This is a genomic window from Brevibacterium sp. OS20, assembly GCF_056837565.1.
The window spans coordinates 546,383-569,317 of record NZ_CM166367.1; the positions used below are offsets into that span (position 1 = coordinate 546,383).

Below are 22,935 nucleotides of genomic sequence, written 5' to 3' on the forward strand. Positions count from 1 at the left end.
ATGCTGTGCAGAAGTCTGCGTGCAAGTGTCGGGATTGCGGTTCGGTCGGGGTGAGTCCGAAACGGTGCGATCTAGAGGCTGTCGAGCCAGGCGCGGACCTGATCGGAGTCGGCTCCGAGTTCTGGGGGAGCGAGGTCGTAGGAGACCTGCGACTTCGACAGGGTGATCGGGTTGCGGACGGTCGGGATGATGCGGTCGCCGCTGCCGGTGTCCACGACCGGTTCCAAACCGAGGCTCTTGGCGTGTTCGACGCCTTCGGCGATCGTGTTGATCGGGGCGCAGGGCAGGCCCGCGGCTGAGAGCTTGTCGAACCATTCCTGTGCGGTGTGAGCCTGGAGGGCCTCGAGAAGTTCGGGCTCAAGGGAGTCGCGGTTGGCGTTGCGGTTCTTCGCCTGGGCGAATCGTTCGTCGTCGCACCAATCGGGGCGTCCGACCACCTCGGCGAGGATCCGGAATTGGCCGTCATTGGCCGCGGCGATGATGATCTCACCGGACTTCGCGGCCATCGGCTGGTAGGGGTAGAGGCTCGGGTGGGCGTTGCCCATCCGCGTCGGATTCACCCCTGCGGCCGCGTAGGCACCGGACTGATTGGCCAGGCCGGACATCGCCGAGGACATGAGGTTGGTTTCGACGAGCTGGCCCTCGCCGGTGAGCGTGCGGTGTTGGATCGCGGCGAGGACGCCGATCGTGGTGTGCAGACCGGTCATGACGTCGAAGACGGCGACGCCGGCGCGGTACGGCGAGCCGTCGGGGCTGCCGGTGACCGACATGAAGCCGGACAGCGCCTGCATGAGGAGGTCGTATCCGGGCAGCGGGTTCTGCGGCCCGAAGCCGGTCACCGAAGCATAGATGACCGTCGGGTTGGCAGCGGAGACGCTGTCGTAGTCGAGTCCGTACTTCGCCAACCCGCCCGGTTTGAAGTTCTCGACGACGATATCGGCTTCGGCCGCGAGCTTCTGTGCGGTGGCGAGGTCATCGGGGTCGGTGAAGTCGAGGACGATGTCGTATTTGTTGCGGTTGATCGACAGATAGTAGGTGGCATCCTCGTTGCGCACCGGTGGTGCCCAGTGTCGGGTGTCATCGCCTTTGGGGCCTTCGACCTTGATGACGGTGGCGCCGAGGTCGGCGAGCATCATCGTCGAGTACGGTCCGGCCAGCACGCGGGAGAAGTCGACGACGATCTGTCCCGACAAGGGACCCGAGCCGGCGCGGGGGAGGAACTCCTCGAGGCGGTCGTGGGCAGGCGACCGATGGTGATCGCGTCCGGAGCCGCTGTCGTGGTGCTCAGAAGTGGTCGACTGCTTCATCGTCGAATGTCTTCCTCTCGTCGGGCCGGCGGCGCTGCTGTGTGCTGACAGTGCTGTCAGTGGAGTCGAGCTCGGCATCCCGGGCCCGTGCTTGGGCAGCGGGCGCGTGGTCCGTCCCACCATATAACAGGATCAGCAATAATGTACATGGATTATTATCGGAACAGGTATTGGCTGGGATGTCGGTCGGGGCAACGGCAGAGGCTCCAGCGCGGATTCGGAAAAGGAGCAGTCGATGGAGATTCAGCAGGTCAAAGCGTTCCTCGCAGTCGCCGAAGAGCTGCACTTCGGTCGTGCAGCCGAACGGCTCGGAATGCTGCAGCCGCCGCTCAGCCGCACGATCCGCGCGCTCGAGGACCACCTCGGCGTCGATCTGTTCCGACGCACGACCCGCAATGTGGCGCTGACCGCGGCGGGAGAGGCGCTGGTGGAGCCGGCGCGGAAGATGATCGAGTACCGAACCTTGGCCGCCGAGGCGGTGCGCCGGGCCGCCGATGGGCAGACCGGACACATCGAATTCGGATTCGCCCACTCGTCATCGCGCAGACTGGCCGCGGCGCTCGTGACTGCATCCGCCGCGCACAGGCCGGGGGTCAGCTTCGGGCTCCACTCCGATGTCTACGCCGAGGAGGGGATCACCCGCCTCGTCGACGGCTCGCTCGACCTCGCGCTTGTGAGGTGGGCGAAGCAGCCACCCGGGGTCACAGGTCGGCCGGTGATGGTCGAGCGTCTCTCGGCAGCCCTGCCGGTGGGTCATCGTCTGGCGGGACGTGCCTCGGTGCGGGTGGACGAGCTTGCCGACGAGGATTTCATCGCTCTTCCCGGGCATCCTTCCTCGACGTTGCGGGAGGCGACGCTGCGTCTGTGCCACGAAGCGGGGTTCGCACCGCGCGTAGTCCAGAGCGCGCCGGATTCGCAGACGATCGGAGCTCTGGTCGCGGCCGGCCTCGGCATCTCGATCACCTTCGACTCGGTGTCCGCCGCCACCCGTGAGGTCGGCACCGTGGCCGTGCCCCTCGATATCCCGGAGGAGCCCACGATGCTCTACCTCGCCCACCGCACCGACCACGGAAAAGCCTCCGTGGAAGCGGTGCTCACCCTCGCCGAGGTGGTCCTGCCGACCGTGGAATGAGAGCGGTGGCGGGGCGGCTCACAGGTGAGCGTTCCAGTCATCGAGGCGGCGGCGGAGATCCTCGGCGGTCATGTCGGTGAGGCCGATCCCGTGATAGTTCGGCAGCCAGGTCTCGACGCGATCATGGGCACGTGCCGCAGCTTGGACGTCCCAGGCGCGGATGTCATGGATGCGGCGGCCGAGGAGTCGTTCGTACTCGTCGAGAAAGTCGGCGGCCGCCTCGGGGGAACCGAGCAGCACGAGATCCTGACGGCACCAAGCGAGGTCGACTCCGCGAGGTCCGCGGCTCGCGCCCGACCAGTCGACGACTCCGGTGAGGCGCCCGCCCGTCCACAAGGCATTGCCTGCCCAGAAATCCGTGTGCGTGAGGACCTCTTCGTCGCGGTCGAGGTTCGCCCACTCCCGTTGGGCGCGAATTGCGATGGCAGAGTCTCCAGGCGGCGGGGACTGCGGAGCCAGAGGCAGACCGGTACCGTCGAGTTCGTGGACGCGCACCAGTGCCGCGGCCATCTCGCGGGCGATGGTGGTCAGAGGTATCGCCGGATCCGGTGGTGAGCCCGGGACGCGGGTCGTGACGATGACCGGGTCGTTGGTGTCGGCGCTGTGGGCGATGAGGCGGGGGACAAGATCGCCGAGCGGTCTCAGCCGATCGAGCACTGCGGCCTCTTTGACCGCCGCATCATGGCCGGCGGGGAATGCGCGGACGACGAGCTCCGCGTCTCCGTCGCGGGCGGACATGGTCAGCGCGTGCTGACCGCCGGCAAGGGTCTCGACGAATCTCAGCTCCCGGCCGATCAGCGCCGAAGCTGTCGCGAGGGCGCGTGCGCGGCGGCTTCGCTCGGCCGTCCTGAGCTGTCTCTTCAGCCCTTCGGCATAGCGCCGGGCCATCAACTCCTGGGCCGCCACGGTCACCGGAGCGCCCAGACGGAGGAGAGGAAGTGCTGGGACGGAATCGGCGCTGATGGTCACGCCGAGGCGGCCGTCAGTGCCGATGGATACGAGGAAAGTCTCCTCACCGTTCTCGAGGTGGCCCGGCAGGGTGCGATAGGTGAAACCGGCGCGATCCTTCTCATCGAACACCCGTGTGACGACGCACGAACCCACGGGCACGAGCAGATCGCGACCGCGCAGCCGCCTCGGCGAGGTCGGCCAAACTGGATTGAGTCCCAGGCTGACGATCTGACCTTCGGCCGCTCGGCGAGCTGGGCGGACGACGACGCCGGCGAGTTCCTGCAGCGTCCAGGAGAAGATCGCTTCGCGGGCGAGCGGGAACTGATCGCCCAAGCCGAGGTCGAGATGGAACTCGAGATGATTCATGACTCCATTCTCGTTCAGTTTTCTCGTTCGATGGCCGTAGTCCTTGTCATCTTCGAACGGCTGGGCCTACGATGAGAACTGATCGCTGAACGAACGCTCGCTTCAGGGTGATTCGCCAGGTCAGCGCCGAATGACCATGTCAGAGCACGAACACTGGAGTTCATCTATGTCAGACAGCACCTCCGCCACTCAGTCGGCAGCCACCTCGGCGGCTCCGAAATCCGGTCGCCGCTTCGAAGGACAGGTCGCTGTCATCACCGGTGCCAGTCGCGGCATCGGTCTCGGAATCGCTCGGCGGCTGAACGCGGAGGGCGCCACCGTCGTCCTCACGGCGCGCAAGCCCGAAGCGCTGGGTGAGGCGGTCGCGGAGTTCCCCGAAGGCACGGCGCTCGCCATCGCCGGCAAGGCCGACGACCCGGCTCACAGGGCAGAGGTGTTCGACACGGTCGCTGAGAAGTTCGGTCGCCTCGATGTGCTCGTGGCCAACGCCGGAATCAACCCGGTCTACGGCCCACTCGTCGACATGGAACTCGACGCTGCGCGGAAGATCTTCGACGTCAACGTCCTCGGCACGCTGGCCTGGGTACAGGACGCCGTCCACCACGAGCGCCTGAACTTCCGCGAGAACAAGGGCCGCGTCGTCACCCTGTCGTCGGTCGCCGGGCAGATCCCGAGCGAAGGCATCGGCTTCTACGGCATTTCGAAGGCGGCGGTCTCGCATCTGACGAAGACTCTCGCCGTGGAGCTCGGGCCCGACATCCGCGTCAATGCCGTCGCTCCGGCAGTGGTCAAGACGAAGTTCGCCACCGCGCTCTACGAAGGCAGGGAAGAGGAGGTCGCCTCCGCGTACCCGGTCAAGCGCCTCGGCACTCCCGAGGACATTGCCGGTGCCGTCGCCTATCTGGCCTCAGAGGACGCCGACTGGATCACCGCTCAGGTGCTCACCGCCGATGGGGGAGTCGTCACCGCCGGCGGCAGCGCTTGAAACTGAGGCGCATTGTTGGGTCGATCCACGGTGTTTCAGGCGTGGAAACCCCCGTGGATCGACCCAACAATCCAATGGGGGCAGGGTTCGCGGAACGTTTCGCGAGCAGCCTGCCGCTATTTCGCGGGCAGCTTGTGGCCAGGCGACCGTTACTTCACCGGGTCGCCAGGCACCACCGTTACTTCACCGGAAGGCCGGCGGCGTGCGCGCAGATCTCGCCGTAGCGTTCGGCCACGCCAGCCGGGTCGAGTTCGCCGCCCGCCCGGTACCACTGCGAGACGCCCGTGCAGATCGTCGTGATCGCGCGCGAGGCGTCCCGCGGGAACTCCGTGGTGAAGCTGCCGTCGGCAACGCACTCCTCGACCACCTCGTCGAGGAGTTTCTGCTGCCGGTCACGAGCGGCGATATGAGCATCCCGGTGCTGATCTTTCAGCGCTCGGATCTCGCTGAATGCGATGAAGGCGAGATCGGACTGGTGCGCGTGGAAGAGCAGCAGGCATTCGATGAGTCGGTCGAAGCGTGCGGTCGGCTCCTGCCCGCCGTCGGCGAGTGCCGCGACGCTGCGCTGCCACAGATCCTCCATCGCCAGACGGTCGATCTCGGCGAGGATCGCATGCTTCGACGCGAAATGGTGATAGAGGCCGGGCACTGACAGCCCGGCTGCGCCGGCCAGCTGGCGGATGCTCGTGCCGTGGAATCCGCCCGTGACGAAGCTGTCGAGAGCGGCCTGGAGGATCGGCGAGAGCAGCGGGGCATCGTAGTCCCGCCAATCGATCATGGGTGCATTGCTCACGAGTTGTCCCTGCCTGCTCCGTCTCACTGTCTTCTCATCCCTAATCTACGGCCATTCGTGCCCCGCGGTTTCATTCGACCCCCGAAGCGTTCCTCCATCTCTGAGTTCGATCGCTTTTCTGCCCGAACGGTTGACAGTCAGGCCCGGCCGCCCTTGCGCCCGGTCATCGTGTGACCTACGATACAGAACTAACCGAGCGAGCGCTCGGTCGGCCGAAGCGGAGATGCTCCGGTCCCGACACGATGAGGGGCGACAGTCAGATGGCAGCCGACAGAACTTCCACCACCACGCAGCATGTGTGGACGCGGCTCTACCCTGCCGGAGTCGGTGAGACGCCGGAGATCCACGACGCATCCACGGCCCATGCGTGGAACGCCCGTGTCGAGGCGGCCCCAAGTCAGATCGCCGTGACCTACCGTGGCCGCAGGTTCACCGCCGCCGACATCGACCGTGAAGCCGAGGCGCTCGCCGCCGGGTTCCTCTCCCGCGGCCTGCAGAAGTCGAATATCGTCGGCATCTACCTCCAGAACGTCCCGCAGTTCGCCGTGGCACTGCTTGCGGCCTGGAAGATCGGCGTCGTCCCCCTCGTCCTCAACCCCATGTACCGCGGCCGCGAACTGCGCGCGCTCATCGACGATTCGGCCGCCTCGGCGCTCATCTGCGACGAAGCAGACCTCGGCCAGGTTCGTGAGACCCTCACCGGCGGCTCCCTGACCTGGGTGCTCATCACCGATGACGACGAATACGATCGGGACCCCTCCGACCTCACCGGCGACGCCCAGACCGCAGCTGTCCGTGAGTCAGAAACCACTCCCGCCGAGGCGACCCCCGCCGAGTCCGGGATCGCCGTTTATTCGTGGGGTCCCTTCCTCGCCTCCAAGCGCACCGACGCGCCCGATCACCGCACCGAACTGCTGCCGGGCCTCGACGACGCCGCCCTGCTCACCTACACATCGGGCACGACCGGGCCGGCCAAAGGCGCCGTCGGCACCCACCGCAATGTTCTCGCCGTGGCCCGGTCGTACGGAGATTGGCTGAACCTCGACGAAGGCGACGTCATGCTCGCCATCGCCCCGCTCTTCCACATCACCGGAGCCGTCGCCTGCGCGGCGACCTCGCTGATCTTCCCGATCACGCTCGACTTCATCGGCCGCGTGAATGCGGACAAGATCGTCGCCGCCATCCGTGATGACAAGGTCACCGTGACCATCGGCTCGATCACCGTCTACAACGCACTGCTCGAACACGAGTCCGCCACAGCCGAAGACCTGCAGAGCATTCGCTACCTCTATTCCGGTGGAGCCCCCGTGCCGCCGGCCACGGTCGAGCGTTTCCGGAACCGGTTCGGCCACTACATCCACAACATCTACGGGATGACCGAAACCGCCTCCGCGGTCATCGGAGTCCCGCCGAACACGGAGGCGCCCGTCGACCCGGCCACGGACACCCTGGCCATCGGCGTGCCGTTCCCCGGACTCGAAGCCCGCATCGTCGACATCGCCGACGGGACCGTCATCACCGATTCCAGCGCCGGCGAACTCGAGTTGCGCGGGCCTCAGATCACGCCCGGCTACCTCGGCAAGCCCGAAGCCAACGAGGCGGCCTTCGACGAGGGCTGGTTGCGCACCGGCGATGTCGGAGTCATGGACGCAGCCGGCTGGATCTATCTCGTCGATCGGATCAAGGACCAGATCAACGCCTCCGGCTACAAGGTGTGGCCGCGCGAGGTCGAAGACGTCCTCTATGAACACCCGGCCGTGCTCGAAGCCGCCGTCGTCGGCCAGCCCGACGACTACCGCGGCGAGACCGTCGTCGCCTACGTCTCCCTGCGCACCGGCCAAGACGTCAGCGCCGAGGAGCTCATCGCCTTCGCGAAAGAACGCCTCGCAGCGTACAAGTACCCGCGCACCGTCCACGTCATGTCAGACCTGCCGAAGACGCATACCGGAAAGATCCAACGCAGGCTGCTGCGAGACTCCGGAAGAGAAGCAGCGTCAGATAAATAGGCACCACTGACCGGCAACCATTCAAGACAGGAGAGACATTGAGCGAATCAACGATCGGACGCCGTTTCGAAGGGCAGGTCGCCCTCGTGACGGGATCGAGTCGCGGCATCGGACTCGGCATCGCCAAGCGGCTGCAAGTCGAAGGGGCGACCGTCATCCTCACCGCCCGCAAGCCCGAACCGCTTGCCGAGACTGTCGCAGAATTCCCCGACGGCACCGTGATCGGCATCGCGGGAAAGGCCGATGACTCGGCTCACCGGGCCGAGGTGTTCGACACGATCGCCGAGAAGTTCGGCCGCCTCGACGTCCTCGTCACGAACGTCGGCATCAACCCGGTCTACGGTGACACTATCGACATCGAGCTCGATGCCGCCCGCAAGATCCTCGAGGTCAACGTTCTCGGCACTCTGGCCTGGATCCAGGGGGCCGTCCATCACGAGGGACTGAAGTTCCGGGAGAACAAGGGTCGGATCCTGTCCATCTCCTCGGTCGCCGGCCAGAATCCGAGCAAGGGCATCGGCCTCTACGGCGTCTCGAAGGCCGCCGTGGCCCACCTCGTGAAGACCCTTGCCGTCGAACTCGGACCCGATATCCGCGTCAACGGAATTGCCCCTGCCGTCGTCAAGACCCGCTTCGCCACCGCGCTATACGAAGGCAGAGAAGCCGAAGTCACCGCCGCCTATCCGGCCGGCCGGCTCGGCACTCCCGAGGACATCGGCGCAGCTGCGGCCTACCTCACGTCGTCCGACTCCGACTGGATCACCGCCCGGATCCTCACCGCCGACGGCGGACTCATCACAGCAGGAGGCACAGCATGAGCCACATTCCAGCAGACGTCGAAGAGCTGCGCCAGCGCACCCGCACCTTCATCCGCGACGTCGTCATACCCGCCGAACCTCATCCCGGGGACTACCTCGACGAAGGGGTTCTGACCGACCTCAAGGCCAAAGCCAAGGAGGCCGGAGTCTTCGCTCCACACGTGCCTGCCGAGTGGGGCGGCCAGGGCGTGTCGATCGAGTTCTGGTCCCCGGTGTTCCAGGAGGCAGGCTACTCGCCGATCGGGCCCGCCGTGCTCAATTGCATGGCACCCGATGAGGGCAATATGCACATGCTCGCCCAGATCGCCACGCAGGAGCAGAAGGAGCGGTTCCTCGCCCCGCTGGCCGCCGGCGACGTCCGCTCCTCCTTCGCCATGACCGAACCACATCCAGGCACCGGCTCCGACCCGTCGGCGCTGGCGACCCGCGCGGTCAAGGACGGTGACGAGTGGGTCATCACCGGTGACAAGCGCTTCATCTCCGGAGCTGAGCTGTGCAGCTTCTTCGTCGTCATGGCCGCCACCGACGCCGAGGAGTCGGTCGCTGCGACCGAGGGCTCGGGTTCCGCGCAGGCGAAGATGGGCCAGGCGGCCACGATGTTCCTCGTGCCCAAGGACACCCCGGGTGTCAGCGTCGGGCGGCCGATCCACACCGTCGATCGCACGATCGCCGGCGGCCATCCCTACGTCCACTTCGACGATGTTCGCGCCCCCACCTCGGCGATCCTCGGCGAACCCGGCAAGGGATTCGCCTACGCCCAGGTTCGCCTGGCACCCGCCCGCCTCACGCACTGCATGCGGTGGCTGGGACTGGCCCGCCGGGCGCTGGACACGGCTCTCGACCGTGCCGAACATCGCGAGGCATTCGGCGACGTCCTCGCACGTCAGGGCCTCGCGCAGGAGCTCATCGCGCAGTCGGTCATCGACATCGAAACCTCTGACGCGATGATCACGAAGACCTCCGAAGTGCTCGCCACCGATGCGAAGGAAGCGAACTCCAGATCTTCGATCGCGAAGGTCTACTGCTCCGAAGCCGTCTACCGTGTCATCGATCGGGCCATCCAGCTCACCGGCGGAGACGGCGTCTCCGACCAGCTGCCACTCGTCCAGTACCTCAACGACGTCCGTCCGTTCCGCATCTACGACGGCGCCACCGAGACGCACAAGTTCGCGATCTCCCGTCGTGCCTCATCGAAGCGGCGCAAGGAAGTCGCCGCGGGAGCTCCCCGCCTCGACATCGTGAGGGAGGCGCGTTGACCGAGAAGCTCATCGACGTCGTCGACACCGCGGCCGAGGCGCAGGCACTGTCCGCACCGCCGTTGCTCATCGTCGACGTCCTCACCGACTACCTCGACACGCATGGCCTCGGGTCCGGTCCCGTCCGCTGGGATCGCATCGGCGAGGGCCAGTCGAACGTCACCTTCCGGATCCGGCGTGATGACCTCGATGTGGTGCTGCGCCGCGGACCGCGCCCGCCGATCCCGAAATCGACTCACGACATGGTCCGGGAGGCGAAGATCCAGAAGGTCCTCGGCGCTCAGGGAGTGGCCGTGCCCACGATCCTCCACGTCTGCGAGGACGAATCGGTCCTCGGCGTGCCGTTCTACATCATGGATTTCGTGCCGGGCACAGTCGTCACCGACACACTGCCTGATTTCCTCGCCGAGGCGGCCGACCGTCGAGCTCTCAGCGAAGCCCTCGTCGACCGCCTCGTCGACCTCCACTCGGTCAACGTCGCAGTTCCCGAGGTGGCCGCGCTCGGTCGTCCGGACGGGTACCTGGAGCGCCAGGTGAAGTTGTTCGCCTCCCTCTGGGGGAAGAACACTCAGCGGTCGCTGCCCCAGGTCAGCCGCCTCGGTGAGTGGTTGGCTGCGAACATTCCGGCCACTCAGCGGCACGCGGTCGTCCATGGCGACTACCGTGCCGGCAACGCGATGATCGCGTCCTCGACGCCGGTCGAGGTCGCAGCGATCCTCGACTGGGAGATGTCGACCCTCGGCGATCCGCTCGCCGACCTCGGCTACTTCCTCGTCACCTACACCGACCGCGAGAATCCGCGCACGGTCATGGACCTCACCCCGGTCACTGCGGGGGAGGGGTTCCTCACCCGTTCCGACCTCGCCGAGCGCTACCAGCAGAAGACGGGCCTCGACCTGTCCGTATTGCCTTGGTACGAGGCCTTCGCGCTGTGGAAGGCCGCGATCTTCAGCGAAGCCATCTACACCAGATGGCTCAACGGAGAGGCGCCGTCGGCCGGTAACTTCACCGGCAGCCTCGAGACCGGGGTCCCCGAACTCATCGCAGCCGCCGAAGCCGTCGCCTCCACCGTCGTGTGACGGCGAGCGAGATAGGAGTATCCGCACCACCGAACACCACCACAGAGATATACAGCATCACCACCTCCAATGAAGCAGTGGAAAGGAAGCCATGACCGATACGATCGCAGAGACAAAGGTGCCTCTGCAGCTGAAACGGCGATCCGTCGTCGCGAGCACCATCGGCAATATCCTCGAATGGTACGAGTGGAGCGCCTACGCGGTGTTCACGCCCTTCATCGCCGCCGCGATGTTCAACAGCGAGGACACAGTCTCCTCCGTCCTCGCGACCCTCGGCGTCTTCGCCGTCGGGTTCCTCATGAGACCCCTGGGCGGCATCGTGTTCGGGAAGATCGCCGATGTGAAGGGGCGCAAGTTCGTTCTCATCGTCACGATGCTCATCATGGCAGGCGGTTCGTTCCTCATCGCCGTCCTGCCGACCTATGGTCAGATCGGCGTCTTCGCCTCACTCATCCTCCTTCTCATCCGAGTGGCACAGGGCTTCGCCCACGGAGGGGAGTCGGCAACGGCGAACTCCTATATCGCTGAGATCGCTCCGGCCCACAAGCGCGGTTTCTGGGGCTCAATCGTCTTCGTCGCCATCTTCGGCGGTTCGGTCGTCGCTTACACGATTGGGGGCGTGATCACGAACGTCTTCTCCGAGGCGGCAGTTTCCGACTGGGCATGGAGGATTCCGTTCGCGCTCGGCGGTCTGCTCGCGCTCGTCGCGCTGTGGATGCGGCGCGGAATGGTCGAAAGCGATGTCTTCGAAGCCGATGAAGCGGAAGAAGTTGTCGACCCGACCCCGCTGGATCGCGGCCGCGTGGCCCGTGCGATCGTCCTCGTCGTGCTCATGACCTCCGGTATCACCGCGGCTCACTACACCTGGACGTCGTACGCGTCGACCTTGGCGATCACCGAGCGCGGTATGGATGCGCAGACCGCTTACTGGGCGACCGTCGGTGCGCAGATCATCGCACTCGCGTCGCTGCCCTTCTGGGGATTCCTCTCCGACCGGATCGGTCGTCGGCCGGTGCTCATCGGCTTCGGAGTGCTCATGGCGATCCTGCAGTATCCGCTCATGGGCATGATCACGGACACCGGCTGGACGTTGTTCGTTGCGTCGACGCTGGCACTGCTCGTGGTCTCGATGGCAGGAGCCTTGTTGTCGGCAGTCCTGTCCGAGGCCTTCCCGACGAAGGTCCGCACCCAGGGAATCGGCTTCGCCTACTCGGTCTCTGTGGCTGTGTTCGGCGGAACGGCACCATATCTCAATGGACTGTTCAACTCGCTCGACCTCAGCTGGCTCTCCAGCGGCTGGGTGGTCCTGCTCTGCTTGGCAACGATCGTCGCCGTGGTCAAGCTGCCCGAGACCAAGGGCAAGGACCTCAACGCGATCTGAACATCGCGGCGGGACCGCAGCGCCGCCTCGGCGAATCTAGGTCGCTATCGGATACTTCTGAGCAGGCGGTTTCCATCTTCTAGTGCAACACCCTGCCTGACCAGCACGGTCGGGTCGGGACAGCACTTGAGAAGGAGCCCATCATGCGACCAGTCCCTTTCGACCACCTCGACGCGTTCTTCGTCTGCCTCCTCGTCGACCGACTCACTGTGAAGGAGAGTTTGCTACGCGCTGGGATCGGTTATCAAACAGCCAGGCGATGGATGCGTCGGCTGGGAATCGCGGTCCAGTTTGGCAAGCTGGGAGGCATGCCTGCCACGATCTGCACGAGACCTCCCACGCCGACGGGCAATCGTTCCTACCGCCACTTGACGTTCGAGGATCGGATGACGATCCAGGCCGGTGTGCAATCGAGTCCGCCACTGTCGACGCGGGTCATCGCCGCCCAGCTCGGGGTGCACTACTCGACAGTGGCCAGAGAGCTCCAACGTCACCGCTTCGAGGCCTATGCTGGCTCGGGGTCCGGTGCTGCCTATAGCGCCGCGGCCGCGCACGTCCGTGCCGGTGCGACACAAGCGAGTAAGAAGCATCGGAGCAAACGTCTTGAGGACTCGTGGATTCGTGCCCACGTCATCGATGGGCTCAACGATAAGTGTTCCCCACAGCAAGTCGCCGGTAGGCTCCGCCGTGAGTACCCGGACCGGAAGGACCTGCACGTGTCGCACGAGACGATCTACCAAGCCCTGTATCTGCAGGCAGCCGGGAGTCTTCGGCACGAACTCAAAGTGGTCAAGGCTCTTCGTTCGGGGCGGACCGGTCGTAAACCGCAGTCGAAGCTGCCCCGCCGATCCAGTCGCCCGTGGCTCGAGGGTGCCCGTTTGGTGGACCGGCCCCCGGTCGCTGCTGACCGGGCTGTGCCGGGGCATTGGGAGGGTGACCTCGTCGTTGACAACGACACGGGTGGGTTGGTCACGGTCATCGAGCGGCGGTCACGGTTCTGCTTGGTGCGCAAGCTCCCGGATTGTCGGGACTCCCAGACCGTGACGGGGTTAGTGACCGAGATGATTCAGTCGCTGCCGGAAGCGTTGTTCGCAACGTTGACGTGGGACCAGGGTACGGAGATGGCCGAGCATGCTCGGATCACCATGGCCACGGATTGCGGAGTGTTCTTCTGTGACCCGCATTCGCCGTGGCAGCGGCCGACGAATGAGAACACGAACGGGCTTGTCCGTGACTATTTCCCGAAGGGGACTCGATTCGATGAGTCGGTCAGTGACGATGACGTCCAGGCGATGCAGGATCAGCTCAACCGACGGCCCCGTAAGGTTCTGGAGTACGCGACTCCGGCCGAGGTGCTCGCTGGCATGGTGCTGACGGACGTAGACTGAACCCACCCCCAGCGTTGCACTAGAACCCTGAGGCCGCCGCAAGGAAAGTATCCGATAGCGACCTATTTCTGCATGGGAGATGCAGGGGATCTGCCGCGGGGAGCTGGTCCTCGCGGCAGTTGGAAGAGTGGCCACAGCGAGGGGGCCAGCAGGGGGTTTGTCGGGGGTGATTTCATTCACTAGAATCGGAGGCGCAGTCTCAGCTGGGGGCTTCAGAGGCCCAACTGGTTCTGCACATAACTTCATACGCCGCTAAGACAAGACGTGGGAGAGCTGCCGCAGTCGGGCCGAATCGAGCCGGACTTCCGAGCAGCGCCGTAGGTGCAATTCCCTCCCCGGGAAACTCTCAGGCCCAGTACCACCGATTGCAGGCATATCTGAAGGACGCGAGTTCGCCGCACACGTGCGGTGCGACCACGCATCCGACAGATCGGGGAGGACACTCAGCGATCGCTGCGTCCTCCAATTCGGTGGGCGCGACACCGACCCAAGGACGGCAATTGACCAGTTCACTCGCCCATACGACGCAGGCAACAGGGGACACCGCGCGCCCCTTCTCCGACCGCCACATCGGCCCCCGCGCCGACGACGTGCAGGCCATGCTCGCCGAACTCGGCTATGACTCCCTGGAAGCGCTCTCTTCCGCTGCCGTCCCGGAATCCATCCAGAACACCGAGCTCAACCTGCCCGCCGGCCGCTCCGAATTCGATGTGCTGGGCGACCTGCGCGACCTCGCCGAACAGAACGTCATGCGCACCCAGCTCATCGGCCAGGGCTACTACGACACGATCACCCCGGCCGTCATCCGCCGCAACCTCGTCGAGAACCCCGCCTGGTACACCGCCTACACCCCGTACCAGCCCGAGATCTCCCAGGGCCGGCTCGAAGCGCTGCTGAACTTCCAGCAGGTCGTCCAGGACCTCACCGGCCTCGACATCGCCAATGCCTCCCTCCTCGATGAGGCCACCGCCGTCGCCGAGGCGGTCCTGCTCATGCGTCGAGCCGTGAAGAAGGGGACAACCGTCGTCCTCGACTCCGAACTCCACCCGCAGACCATTGCCGTCGTCCGCGCCCGGGCGAAGGCCATGGACTTCCGCGTCACCGTCGCCGACCTCGCCGAGGGCCTCGTCGGCGAAGACATCTTCGGCATCGTCTGCGCCCAGCCCGGCACCACCGGCGCCATCCGCGACTTCACCGAAGCCGTCGACGGAGCGCACGACCGCGGTGCGCTGGTCACTTTCGACGCCGACCTGCTGGCCCTGACCCTGCTCAAGGACTGCGCCTCCCAGGGTGCGGACATCGCCGTCGGCTCGGCCCAGCGCTTCGGTGTGCCCCTGTTCTTCGGCGGCCCCCACGCCGGCTTCATGGCCGTGAAGTCCGGACTCCAGCGCCAGCTGCCCGGCCGCCTCGTCGGAGTGTCCAAGGACGCCCAGGGCAAGCCCGGCTACCGTCTGGCCCTGCAGACCCGCGAACAGCACATCCGCCGCCAGAAGGCGACGTCGAACATCTGCACCGCGCAGGCCCTGCTCGCCAACGTCGCCTCGATGTACGCCGTCTACCACGGCCCGGTCGGCCTGACCCGCATCGCCTCCCGCGTCCACCGCCTCGCCCACGCGTTCGCAGGTGCCGCGGATACCGCCCCCGGCGCCGAGGTGCTCACCTGGGAATTCTTCGACACCGTGGCCCTGCGCGTGGCCGATGCCGAAGCCGCCCGCTACGTCGCCGACCAGGCTGGATACAACATCCGCGTCATCGATAGCACCACAGTCGGCGTCTCCTTCGGCGAACCCCACACCGTCGCCGATGCCAACGGCCTGCTCGAAGCCCTCGGCATCCTTGCCCGGGTCGACGCGGACGACTTCGAAGCCGCCTCGGCGGGAACCTTCGGAGCCAACGCCGTGCCCGAGCCCGCATTCGCGGCGTCGTTCCACCGGGACACCGAATTCCTCACCCACCCCGTCTTCAGCGCCCACGGCTCCGAGACCTCGATGATGCGCTACCTGCGCACCCTGGCCGACCGTGACCTCGCACTCGACCGGACGATGATTCCGCTGGGTTCGTGCACGATGAAGCTCAACGCCGCCGCCGAGATGGAACCCATCACCTGGCCGGAATTCGCCTCCATCCACCCCTTCGCCCCCGTCGAACAGACCAAGGGTTGGCGCGCACTCATCGGTCGCCTCGAGGACTCCCTCGTCGAGGTCACCGGCTACGACCGTGTGTCCCTGCAGCCCAACGCCGGCTCGCAGGGTGAGCTGGCCGGACTGCTCGCCATCCGCGCCTACCATGTGGCCAATGGGGACGATGCCCGCACCGTCGTACTCATCCCGCAGTCCGCGCACGGCACGAACGCCGCCTCCGCGGTGCTCGCCGGACTCCAGGTGCAGGTCGTCGCGACGGCCGATGACGGCTCCGTGGACATGGACGACCTCGATGCGAAGATCGCCAAGCACGAAGGCAAGATCGCCGGCATCATGATCACCTACCCGTCGACCCACGGAGTCTTCGAACCGCAGATCCGCGAAGTCTGCGACAAGGTTCACGCCGCCGGCGGCCAGGTCTACGTCGACGGTGCGAACCTCAACGCCATGGTCGGACTCGCCAAGCCCGGCGAATTCGGCGGCGACGTCTCCCACCTCAACCTGCACAAGACCTTCTGCATCCCCCACGGAGGAGGCGGCCCCGGAGTCGGCCCTGTGGCGGTTCGCGAACACCTCGCTCCGTACCTGCCCGGCGATGCCACGCTGCCGGAGCTCGTCGCCGGTGGCCCGGATGCCAAGGAGCTGCCGATCTCCGCATCGATGTTCGGCTCCGCAGGAGTCCTGCCCATCAGCTTCGCCTACCTCGAACTCATGGGTGCCGAAGGGCTGCGCGAGGCCTCGCGCTCGGCTCTGCTCGGTGCGAACTACCTGGCGAAGAAGCTCGGCGACGTCTACCCGATCCTCTACTCGGGAGAGAACGGACTCGTCGGCCACGAAACAATCCTCGACCTCCGCGCGATCACCTCGGCGACGGGAGTCACCGCCGAGGATGTCTGCAAGCGCCTCGTCGACTTCGGTTTCCACGCCCCGACCCTGGCCTTCCCGGTGCCCGGCACCCTCATGGTCGAACCCACCGAGTCCGAGGACAAGGACGAGCTCGACCGCTTCATCGAGGCCATGCGCACCATCCGCGCCGAGATCGACGAGATCGGCAAGTCGTATACCTACGAAGAGTCGCCGCTGGCCCTCGCGCCGCACCCAGCGACCGCAGTGATGGACGACTGGGACGGCAAGTACAGCCGCGAGACCGCGGTGTTCCCCGTTCCCGGGCTGCGCCTCACGAAGTACTTCCCGCCGGTCAGCCGCATCGACGGAGCCTACGGCGACCGCAACCTGGTGTGCTCCTGCCCGCCGCCAGAGGCCTTCGAAGAGTTCGAGGAAGAGGACAAGTGATGACCGATAAGACCGCGAACACACCGAAAGAGACCCCGCTGCACAGCATCCACGCCGAGCTCGGTGCCTCGTTCACCGACTTCGGCGGCTGGGACATGCCGCTGAAGTACGGTTCGGAACTCGCCGAACACCGTGCCGTGCGTGAGGCCGCAGGCCTCTTCGACCTCTCCCACATGGGAGAGGTGCGCATCAGCGGAACCGACGCCGCAGCCTTCCTCGACTACGCGCTCGTCGCGAAGTACTCGAAGATGAAGATCGGCAAGGCCAAGTACGGAGTCATCGTCAACGAGTCAGGCGGCCTGCTCGACGACCTCATCACCTACCGCATCGGCGACGAAGAGTTCCTCATCGTCCCCAACGCCTCGAACACGCCCCCCGTGGTCGCCGCGCTCAAGGAACGCGTGCACCAGTTCGTGCAGACCGTCGCACCCGGCTCCGATGTGCACCTGACCGACGAATCCGACGCCACCGCGCTCATCGCAGTGCAGGGACCGAACTCGGAGGCGATCATCCTGCGCGCCCTCGACGAGTCCGGCCACGGCGAATTCGGACCCCGCACCGGCGCCGGCGACCAGGCGAAAGCCCAGGTCACCGACGAGGCCAACGGGGGAGCCACCTCGGCGGGGGATGCGAAGATCACCATCGGTCAGGCGGTGCGCGAACTCAAGTACTACGCATGGATGCCGCTGACGATCGCCGGGATCGACCTCATGCTCGCTCGCACCGGATACACCGGTGAGGACGGGTTCGAGCTCTACGTCCCCAACATCGGCGCCTCCCGCCTGTGGAACACGCTCGTGACCTCGGGTGCGGACTACGGACTCGTTCCCTGCGGTCTGGCCGCACGCGATTCGCTGCGCCTCGAAGCCGGAATGCCGCTCTACGGCAACGAACTCGATCAGAACACCACCCCGTACGATGCGGGACTGGGCCGGATGATCGGGTTCAACACGAAGGACGACTTCTTCGCCCGTGAGGCGCTGGCGAAGCTCGGAGAGACCGAACCGCCGCGCGTGCTCGTCGGCCTGAGCTCGGAAGGACGCCGTGCCGCCCGTTCCGGTGCCGCCGTATCGATCGACGGCGCTGAGGTCGGCACCGTCACCTCCGGTCAGCCCTCGCCGACGCTCGGCCACCCGATCGCCCTGGCCTACATCGATCGGGACCGCACCGAGGTGGGCACCGCCGTGACCGTGGACATCCGCGGCAAGGCACACGACTTCACCGTCACACAGCTGCCGTTCTACAAGCGCCAGGCCGACTGAAGCTCTCACCCACAATTCATCCTGGTGGGACCGGCGACTCGTAGACTGGTCCCACCTGGCACAACAACGTCGTGACCGCCCCTTCCGGCGGCAGTCACAGTAAGGAAGACATATGGCACAGCTGCCCCCGCTCCCGCAGAACTTCACCTACTCCGCCGAACACGAATGGGTCGACGGCGCTGCCGATGAGCTCGTCGGCAAGACCGTCAAGGTCGGCATCACCGCCGTCGCCGCCGATGCCCTCGGCGAGGTCGTCTACGTCGACCTGCCAGCGGTCGGCGACACCGTCACCGCAGGTGAGACCTGCGGCGAGGTCGAATCCACGAAGTCCGTGTCCGACCTCTACACCCCGGTCACCGGCGAGGTCGTCACGATCAACGAGGCGGCCGTGGACTCACCCGGACTGCTCAACTCCGACCCCTACGGTGAGGGCTGGCTGTTCGAGGTCGCCGTGACCGAGGTCGGCGAAGTCATGGACGCCGCCGGCTACGCCGAGGCGAACTCCCTCTGAGCCTCACCCTCCGGGCGGAGGATATAAACCCTGAAGCGGGGTCGGTCGAGGTCGGTGCCGACACATCGTCGGCATCGGCTTGCCATGCACGTGAGTGCACGGCTGTTCGGTCGGCCCCGTCGTCATCTCATCAGAAACGAAGTGATTGCCATGCCATTGAGTGTCTTCGACCTCTTCACGGTCGGCATCGGACCGTCGAGCTCCCACACCGTCGGACCGATGCGTGCCGGCGCGAGCTTCATCGACCTCCTTAGCGATTCGCTGAGCTCCGTGGCGGATCTGCGCGTCGACGTGTTCGGTTCCCTGGCCGCCACCGGCGCCGGTCACGGGACCTTCGACGCCATCCTCATCGGCCTCGAAGGCTGCCGCCCCGATCTCATCGAAGCCAACGAACTGACCGCCCGGCGGACACGGATGTCCGAGACCGGGACGATCATCCTCGGCGACTCGACCGGCAACGGCGTCGAACTCAAGTTCACCGAGGATGACATGGTCAAACGACCGCTGACCGTCCTCCCGCGCCATACGAACGCCATGACCGTGACCGCCTACGACGCTGCCGGGGAGACTCTCGCCGAGGAGACCTATTACTCCGTCGGCGGCGGATTCGTGACTTCGGAGACCGAATTCCTCGAGAAAGAGAAGACCGCCGAGGATGGTGCAGCTGCCGACGGCGGCGGTGCAGGCGCGGGCGTCGAGTTCGCGGTCGCGGATTCTGTCGTCGATGCCGAACTCGAGTCCTACGACGAAGAGCTGCCCTACCCCTTCCACTCCGGAGTCGAGCTGCTTCAGCGCTGCCGCGAGAACGACCTGTCCATCGCCGAGATCATGCACGCCAACGAACTGTCGATGCGCGACGAGGATGAGATCCGGCACGGACTGCTCCACATCTACTCGGTAATGGAGGAATGCGCTTCGGCGTCCCTGGACCGCTCCGGTTATCTGCCCGGAGGGCTCAAGGTCCGCCGCCGCGCACACGACTGGTACCTCAAACTCAAGGCCGAGGACCCCGACCGGGATCCCGGCTACTACCTCGAATGGGTCAACCTCATCGCGATGGCCGTGAACGAGGAGAACGCCTCGGGAGGCCGCGTCGTCACCGCGCCGACGAATGGGGCGGCCGGCATCATCCCCGCCGTGCTGCACTATGCGCTCAACTACGTTCCCGCAGTCAAGGAAGGCGGCGAGTCCGCGAAGCATCGAGCCATCGTCGACTTCCTGCTCACCGCGGCAGCCATCGGAGTCCTCTACAAGGAGCGGGCGTCGATCTCCGGAGCCGAGGTGGGCTGTCAGGGAGAGGTCGGATCCGCCTCGTCGATGGCCGCCGGGGGACTGGCTGCCGTTATGGGCGGAACACCCGAGCAGGTGGAGAACGCCGCCGAGATCGCGATGGAGCACAACCTCGGACTGACCTGCGACCCGATCTCCGGGCTCGTGCAGGTCCCCTGCATCGAACGCAATGCGATCGCCGCCGGCAAGGCCATCAACGCCTCCCGCATGGCTCTGTGGGGCGATGGCCAGCACCGGGTCAGCCTCGACGAAGTGATCGAGACGATGCGCCAGACCGGCGCGGACATGTCCTCGAAGTACAAGGAGACAGCGATGGGCGGCCTCGCCGTCAACGTCGTCGAGTGCTGAGGCAGGACGGGTCGTCGAGTGCTGAGGTCAGTGCGTCTGAGGTTCGGAGCCAGGCAAGCGGCGCTCACCTGAGTCGCGGCCTCTCGAGCCGGCTTTGCGCACTCATCTACTTCCGTACCTCTGCCGCGGCCTGAAGCAGCGGGGAGAAAGGGTTAAGTGTGCGAAGAATGCCGAAAATCGGCCTCAAGGCGACATTCTTCGCACACTTAACTCGTGTCGGCGGCGGCAGGCGCGCAGCATCCGGCTGATGGCGGCTCTGCGCGAACACCTTCGCGCCTGCGCGAACTACCTCGCAGCCGCCTCGAACCCGCCCGCAGAGCCTCAGACTGCAACCTCGGGCAACAGGACACCTTGCTATCCAAATTCAAGCAAAGTGACATGGAACACGTGGAACCCTTGTTCCAACTCCAGTCAAATGTAACGAAACGATAACGAACCTCTGGCGCGGTATGAGCGCGAAGGAGCGCCCCGTCACATCCCAGAGATGCCATGGGGAAAGCCGGGTCCGTTACATGTCGGTAGCTCGGGACGATCGTTGCGGAAGTACCCCGGAATCGGCACTTTCGAGGTTGACGCTCGATCTCAGCCCGTTAGGTTTGTTGGCGTGATTAACGCACTCGCTGAACCGAAGACGCAAATCGACGTCCGGACTCCAGAACTGGAGGACGGACAACATCTATGGCGGCTCGCGAAAGACACAGCCGTGCTCGACCTGAACTCCTCGTACTCGTACCTGCTGTGGTGCCGCGACTTCGCGGACACCTCGGTGATCGCACGAATCGACGGAGAACCCGCCGGCTTCATCACCGGTTACACCCGTCCGGAGAATCCGGACACCCTGATGATCTGGCAGGTCGCCGTCAACGAGAACTTCCGTGGACACGGACTCGCATCGACCATGCTCCATGAACTGGCCGACCGGACCGGCGCTCTCCGCATGGAGACGACGATCACCGACGACAACGCGGCGTCCAACCGCCTGTTCCAGGCGTTCGCTGAGAAGCGCGGCGCCGGATTCGACCGTCGCCCGCTGTTCACCCCGGACCTCTACCCGGACGGCCACGACACCGAGTACCTCTACGAGATCGCACCCCTGTAACGAGCCTCACCCCGGCGCCGCGCGGCCCCCTGTTCCAAGGGCATGGACGCGCCAGGTGCCAGGAGGCGGAAGAGATCGCCCGCAGTGAGCGGCAGCGGCCACCGCCTCGGCGACTGCATCCGATGCAGACGCAGAACTTAAAGAAGTCGAAAGGACTCAAGTCATGACTGAAAGCGCTAAGCCCACACCCACTGACAAGCCCGACATCTTCGAAACTCGCGAGTCTGCCGTGCGCAGCTACTGCCGTTCCTGGCCCGCGACCTTCGCCCGTTCGCAGGGCGCAAAGCAGTGGGACGAAGACGGCAACGAGTATCTCGACTTCTTCTCCGGCGCCGGTGCCCTCAACTACGGCCACAACAACACGGCCGTGATGGGCCCGCTCATCGAGTACCTGCAGTCGGGTGCCGTTCTGCACTCGATGGATATGAAGACCCCGGCCAAGCGTGAGTTCCTGCAGACCTTCCAGGACCTCATCCTCAAGCCGCGCGGGCTCGACTACTCCGTCATGTTCCCCGGGCCGACGGGAACCAACACCGTCGAGGCGGCTCTCAAGCTCGCTCGCAAGGTGACCGGCCGTCAGCACATGCTCTCGTTCACCAATGCGTTCCACGGCATGACGCTGGGATCGCTGTCGGTGACCGGCAACTCGATGAAGCGCGAAGGCGCAGGCATCCCGCTGACCAACAGCTCGAAGATCCCGTACGACGACTACTTCGACGGTGAGGTCCCGGACTTCCTGTGGCTGGAGAAGGTCCTCGAGGACTCCGGCTCGGGCGTCGATAAGCCCGCCGCTGTCATCGTCGAGACCGTGCAGGGCGAGGGTGGACTGCGTGCCGCTCGAGCCGAATGGCTGCGCGCACTGTCCGACCTGTGCAAGAAGCACGACATCCTCCTCATCGTCGATGACGTGCAGGCAGGCTGCGGCCGTACCGGTTCGTTCTTCAGCTTCGAAGAGGCTGGTATCGAGCCCGACATCGTCTGCCTGTCGAAGTCGATCTCCGGTTCGGGTCTGCCGCTGGCACTGACCCTGTTCCGTCCCGAGCTCGACGTCTGGGAGCCCGGCGAGCACAACGGCACCTTCCGCGGAAACAACCCCGCGTTCGTGACCGCGACCGCCGCCATCAAGACCTTCTGGGCCGACAACGAGTTCCAGAACCAGCTCGCCGACACCATTGCCGAGCTGCACCAGCGCCTCGACACGATCGTCGAGAAGGCTGAAGGTGCTTCGATCCGTGGCCGCGGCCTGCTGGCCGGCGTCTGCTTCGAGGATCTCGAGGTGGCTGAGAAGGTCGCCGCCTATGCCTTCGAGAACGGTCTCCTGCTCGAGACTTCGGGCGCCGATGACGAAGTCATCAAGATCATGCCGCCGCTGACGATCGACTCGCGCGATCTGCAGGCTGGCTTGGACATCATCGAGGCCGGAGTGGCCAAGTTCGCTCCCGCCGCTGCGAAGGCCGCACTGGCCTGACCCACCTCTGCCGGGCCGGCGTCGCAACTGTGGCGCCGGCCCGAGCTTTGGGCGGATTCGA

General features: G+C 65.6%; 17 protein-coding genes and 1 riboswitch. Of the genes, 14 read left to right on the forward strand and 3 right to left on the reverse strand.

Annotation, left to right across the window (positions count from 1 at the left end; translation table 11 throughout):
• Nucleotides 1–71: 71 nt before the first annotated feature.
• Nucleotides 72–1,307, reverse strand: a complete 1,236-nt coding sequence (locus ACVZTU_RS02365) for a CaiB/BaiF CoA transferase family protein (protein ID WP_482401296.1) — start codon at nucleotides 1,305–1,307, stop codon at nucleotides 72–74.
• A gap of 235 nt (nucleotides 1,308–1,542) precedes the next feature.
• On the opposite strand from ACVZTU_RS02365, the gene ACVZTU_RS02370 reads away from it, so the two are divergent.
• Nucleotides 1,543–2,439: a LysR substrate-binding domain-containing protein gene (locus ACVZTU_RS02370; RefSeq protein ID WP_482401297.1), complete on the forward strand. Its 897-nt coding sequence runs from the start codon at nucleotides 1,543–1,545 to the stop codon at nucleotides 2,437–2,439.
• A gap of 18 nt (nucleotides 2,440–2,457) precedes the next feature.
• Here the strand turns inward: ACVZTU_RS02370 and ACVZTU_RS02375 are convergent, their stop codons facing one another.
• On the reverse strand, nucleotides 2,458–3,756 hold the full coding sequence (locus tag ACVZTU_RS02375; RefSeq protein ID WP_482401298.1) for a DUF1990 family protein: 1,299 nt from the start codon (nucleotides 3,754–3,756) through the stop codon (nucleotides 2,458–2,460).
• Between the two features lie 166 nt (nucleotides 3,757–3,922).
• Between ACVZTU_RS02375 and ACVZTU_RS02380 the strand changes: the two genes are divergently transcribed.
• Nucleotides 3,923–4,741: an SDR family oxidoreductase gene (locus ACVZTU_RS02380; protein ID WP_482401299.1), complete on the forward strand. Its 819-nt coding sequence runs from the start codon at nucleotides 3,923–3,925 to the stop codon at nucleotides 4,739–4,741.
• Between the two features lie 178 nt (nucleotides 4,742–4,919).
• Here the strand turns inward: ACVZTU_RS02380 and ACVZTU_RS02385 are convergent, their stop codons facing one another.
• Entirely contained in the window at nucleotides 4,920–5,534 is a 615-nt protein-coding gene (locus tag ACVZTU_RS02385; RefSeq protein ID WP_482401300.1) for a TetR/AcrR family transcriptional regulator, read from the reverse strand.
• 260 nt (nucleotides 5,535–5,794) lie between these two features.
• On the opposite strand from ACVZTU_RS02385, the gene ACVZTU_RS02390 reads away from it, so the two are divergent.
• From ACVZTU_RS02390 to ectB, 12 genes are all read left to right on the forward strand, one after another.
• Entirely contained in the window at nucleotides 5,795–7,540 is a 1,746-nt protein-coding gene (locus ACVZTU_RS02390) for a class I adenylate-forming enzyme family protein (RefSeq protein WP_482401301.1), read from the forward strand.
• 38 nt (nucleotides 7,541–7,578) lie between these two features.
• Nucleotides 7,579–8,358 carry an SDR family oxidoreductase gene (locus tag ACVZTU_RS02395; protein WP_446656237.1) on the forward strand — a complete coding sequence of 260 codons (780 nt, stop codon included), beginning with the start codon at nucleotides 7,579–7,581 and terminating at the stop codon, nucleotides 8,356–8,358.
• Nucleotides 8,355–9,614: an acyl-CoA dehydrogenase family protein gene (locus ACVZTU_RS02400; protein ID WP_482401302.1), complete on the forward strand. Its 1,260-nt coding sequence runs from the start codon at nucleotides 8,355–8,357 to the stop codon at nucleotides 9,612–9,614. Before ACVZTU_RS02395 ends, ACVZTU_RS02400 begins: the two co-directional genes overlap by 4 nt.
• Entirely contained in the window at nucleotides 9,611–10,693 is a 1,083-nt protein-coding gene (locus tag ACVZTU_RS02405) for a phosphotransferase family protein (protein WP_482401303.1), read from the forward strand. Before ACVZTU_RS02400 ends, ACVZTU_RS02405 begins: the two co-directional genes overlap by 4 nt.
• A 91-nt stretch (nucleotides 10,694–10,784) precedes the next feature.
• The gene (locus tag ACVZTU_RS02410) at nucleotides 10,785–12,074 is read left to right on the forward strand and encodes an MFS transporter (protein WP_139470402.1); all 1,290 of its coding nucleotides are present in this window, start codon (nucleotides 10,785–10,787) and stop codon (nucleotides 12,072–12,074) included.
• Nucleotides 12,075–12,217: 143 nt separating this feature from the next.
• Nucleotides 12,218–13,462, forward strand: a complete 1,245-nt coding sequence (locus ACVZTU_RS02415; RefSeq protein WP_482401304.1) for an IS30 family transposase — start codon at nucleotides 12,218–12,220, stop codon at nucleotides 13,460–13,462.
• 255 nt (nucleotides 13,463–13,717) lie between these two features.
• Nucleotides 13,718–13,833: riboswitch (glycine riboswitch) on the forward strand.
• Between the two features lie 129 nt (nucleotides 13,834–13,962).
• Entirely contained in the window at nucleotides 13,963–16,896 is a 2,934-nt protein-coding gene (gene gcvP / locus ACVZTU_RS02420; protein ID WP_482401305.1) for an aminomethyl-transferring glycine dehydrogenase, read from the forward strand.
• A complete protein-coding gene (locus ACVZTU_RS02425; RefSeq protein WP_482401306.1) occupies nucleotides 16,896–18,158 on the forward strand; it encodes a glycine cleavage system aminomethyltransferase GcvT in 1,263 nt (420 codons plus the stop codon). Before gcvP ends, ACVZTU_RS02425 begins: the two co-directional genes overlap by 1 nt.
• Before the next feature lie 112 nt (nucleotides 18,159–18,270).
• Nucleotides 18,271–18,669 (forward strand): glycine cleavage system protein GcvH, encoded by a 399-nt coding sequence (gene gcvH, locus ACVZTU_RS02430; RefSeq protein ID WP_172172378.1) that lies wholly within the window; start codon nucleotides 18,271–18,273, stop codon nucleotides 18,667–18,669.
• Nucleotides 18,670–18,819: 150 nt separating this feature from the next.
• Nucleotides 18,820–20,307, forward strand: a complete 1,488-nt coding sequence (locus ACVZTU_RS02435; protein ID WP_376906639.1) for an L-serine ammonia-lyase — start codon at nucleotides 18,820–18,822, stop codon at nucleotides 20,305–20,307.
• Between the two features lie 703 nt (nucleotides 20,308–21,010).
• Nucleotides 21,011–21,406: a diaminobutyrate acetyltransferase gene (ectA, locus tag ACVZTU_RS02440; RefSeq protein ID WP_229664249.1), complete on the forward strand. Its 396-nt coding sequence runs from the start codon at nucleotides 21,011–21,013 to the stop codon at nucleotides 21,404–21,406.
• A gap of 163 nt (nucleotides 21,407–21,569) precedes the next feature.
• Complete coding sequence (ectB, locus tag ACVZTU_RS02445; RefSeq protein WP_139470350.1) at nucleotides 21,570–22,874, forward strand: diaminobutyrate--2-oxoglutarate transaminase; 1,305 nt, start codon at nucleotides 21,570–21,572, stop codon at nucleotides 22,872–22,874.
• Nucleotides 22,875–22,935: the final 61 nt, after the last annotated feature.

What these genes read in the sequence shown, in the direction of transcription:
- ACVZTU_RS02400 (WP_482401302.1), top strand. Translation starts at nt 8,355, where the DNA reads ATGAGCCACATTCCAGCAGACGTCGAAGAGCTGCGCCAGCGCACCCGC.
- gcvH (WP_172172378.1), top strand. Translation starts at nt 18,271, where the DNA reads ATGGCACAGCTGCCCCCGCTCCCGCAGAACTTCACCTACTCCGCCGAA.
- ACVZTU_RS02410 (WP_139470402.1), top strand. Translation starts at nt 10,785, where the DNA reads ATGACCGATACGATCGCAGAGACAAAGGTGCCTCTGCAGCTGAAACGG.
- ACVZTU_RS02435 (WP_376906639.1), top strand. Translation starts at nt 18,820, where the DNA reads ATGCCATTGAGTGTCTTCGACCTCTTCACGGTCGGCATCGGACCGTCG.
- ACVZTU_RS02375 (WP_482401298.1), bottom strand. Translation starts at nt 3,756, where the DNA reads ATGAATCATCTCGAGTTCCATCTCGACCTCGGCTTGGGCGATCAGTTC.
- ACVZTU_RS02370 (WP_482401297.1), top strand. Translation starts at nt 1,543, where the DNA reads ATGGAGATTCAGCAGGTCAAAGCGTTCCTCGCAGTCGCCGAAGAGCTG.
- ectB (WP_139470350.1), top strand. Translation starts at nt 21,570, where the DNA reads ATGACTGAAAGCGCTAAGCCCACACCCACTGACAAGCCCGACATCTTC.
- ACVZTU_RS02380 (WP_482401299.1), top strand. Translation starts at nt 3,923, where the DNA reads ATGTCAGACAGCACCTCCGCCACTCAGTCGGCAGCCACCTCGGCGGCT.
- ACVZTU_RS02390 (WP_482401301.1), top strand. Translation starts at nt 5,795, where the DNA reads ATGGCAGCCGACAGAACTTCCACCACCACGCAGCATGTGTGGACGCGG.
- ACVZTU_RS02425 (WP_482401306.1), top strand. Translation starts at nt 16,896, where the DNA reads ATGACCGATAAGACCGCGAACACACCGAAAGAGACCCCGCTGCACAGC.
- ACVZTU_RS02415 (WP_482401304.1), top strand. Translation starts at nt 12,218, where the DNA reads ATGCGACCAGTCCCTTTCGACCACCTCGACGCGTTCTTCGTCTGCCTC.
- ACVZTU_RS02365 (WP_482401296.1), bottom strand. Translation starts at nt 1,307, where the DNA reads ATGAAGCAGTCGACCACTTCTGAGCACCACGACAGCGGCTCCGGACGC.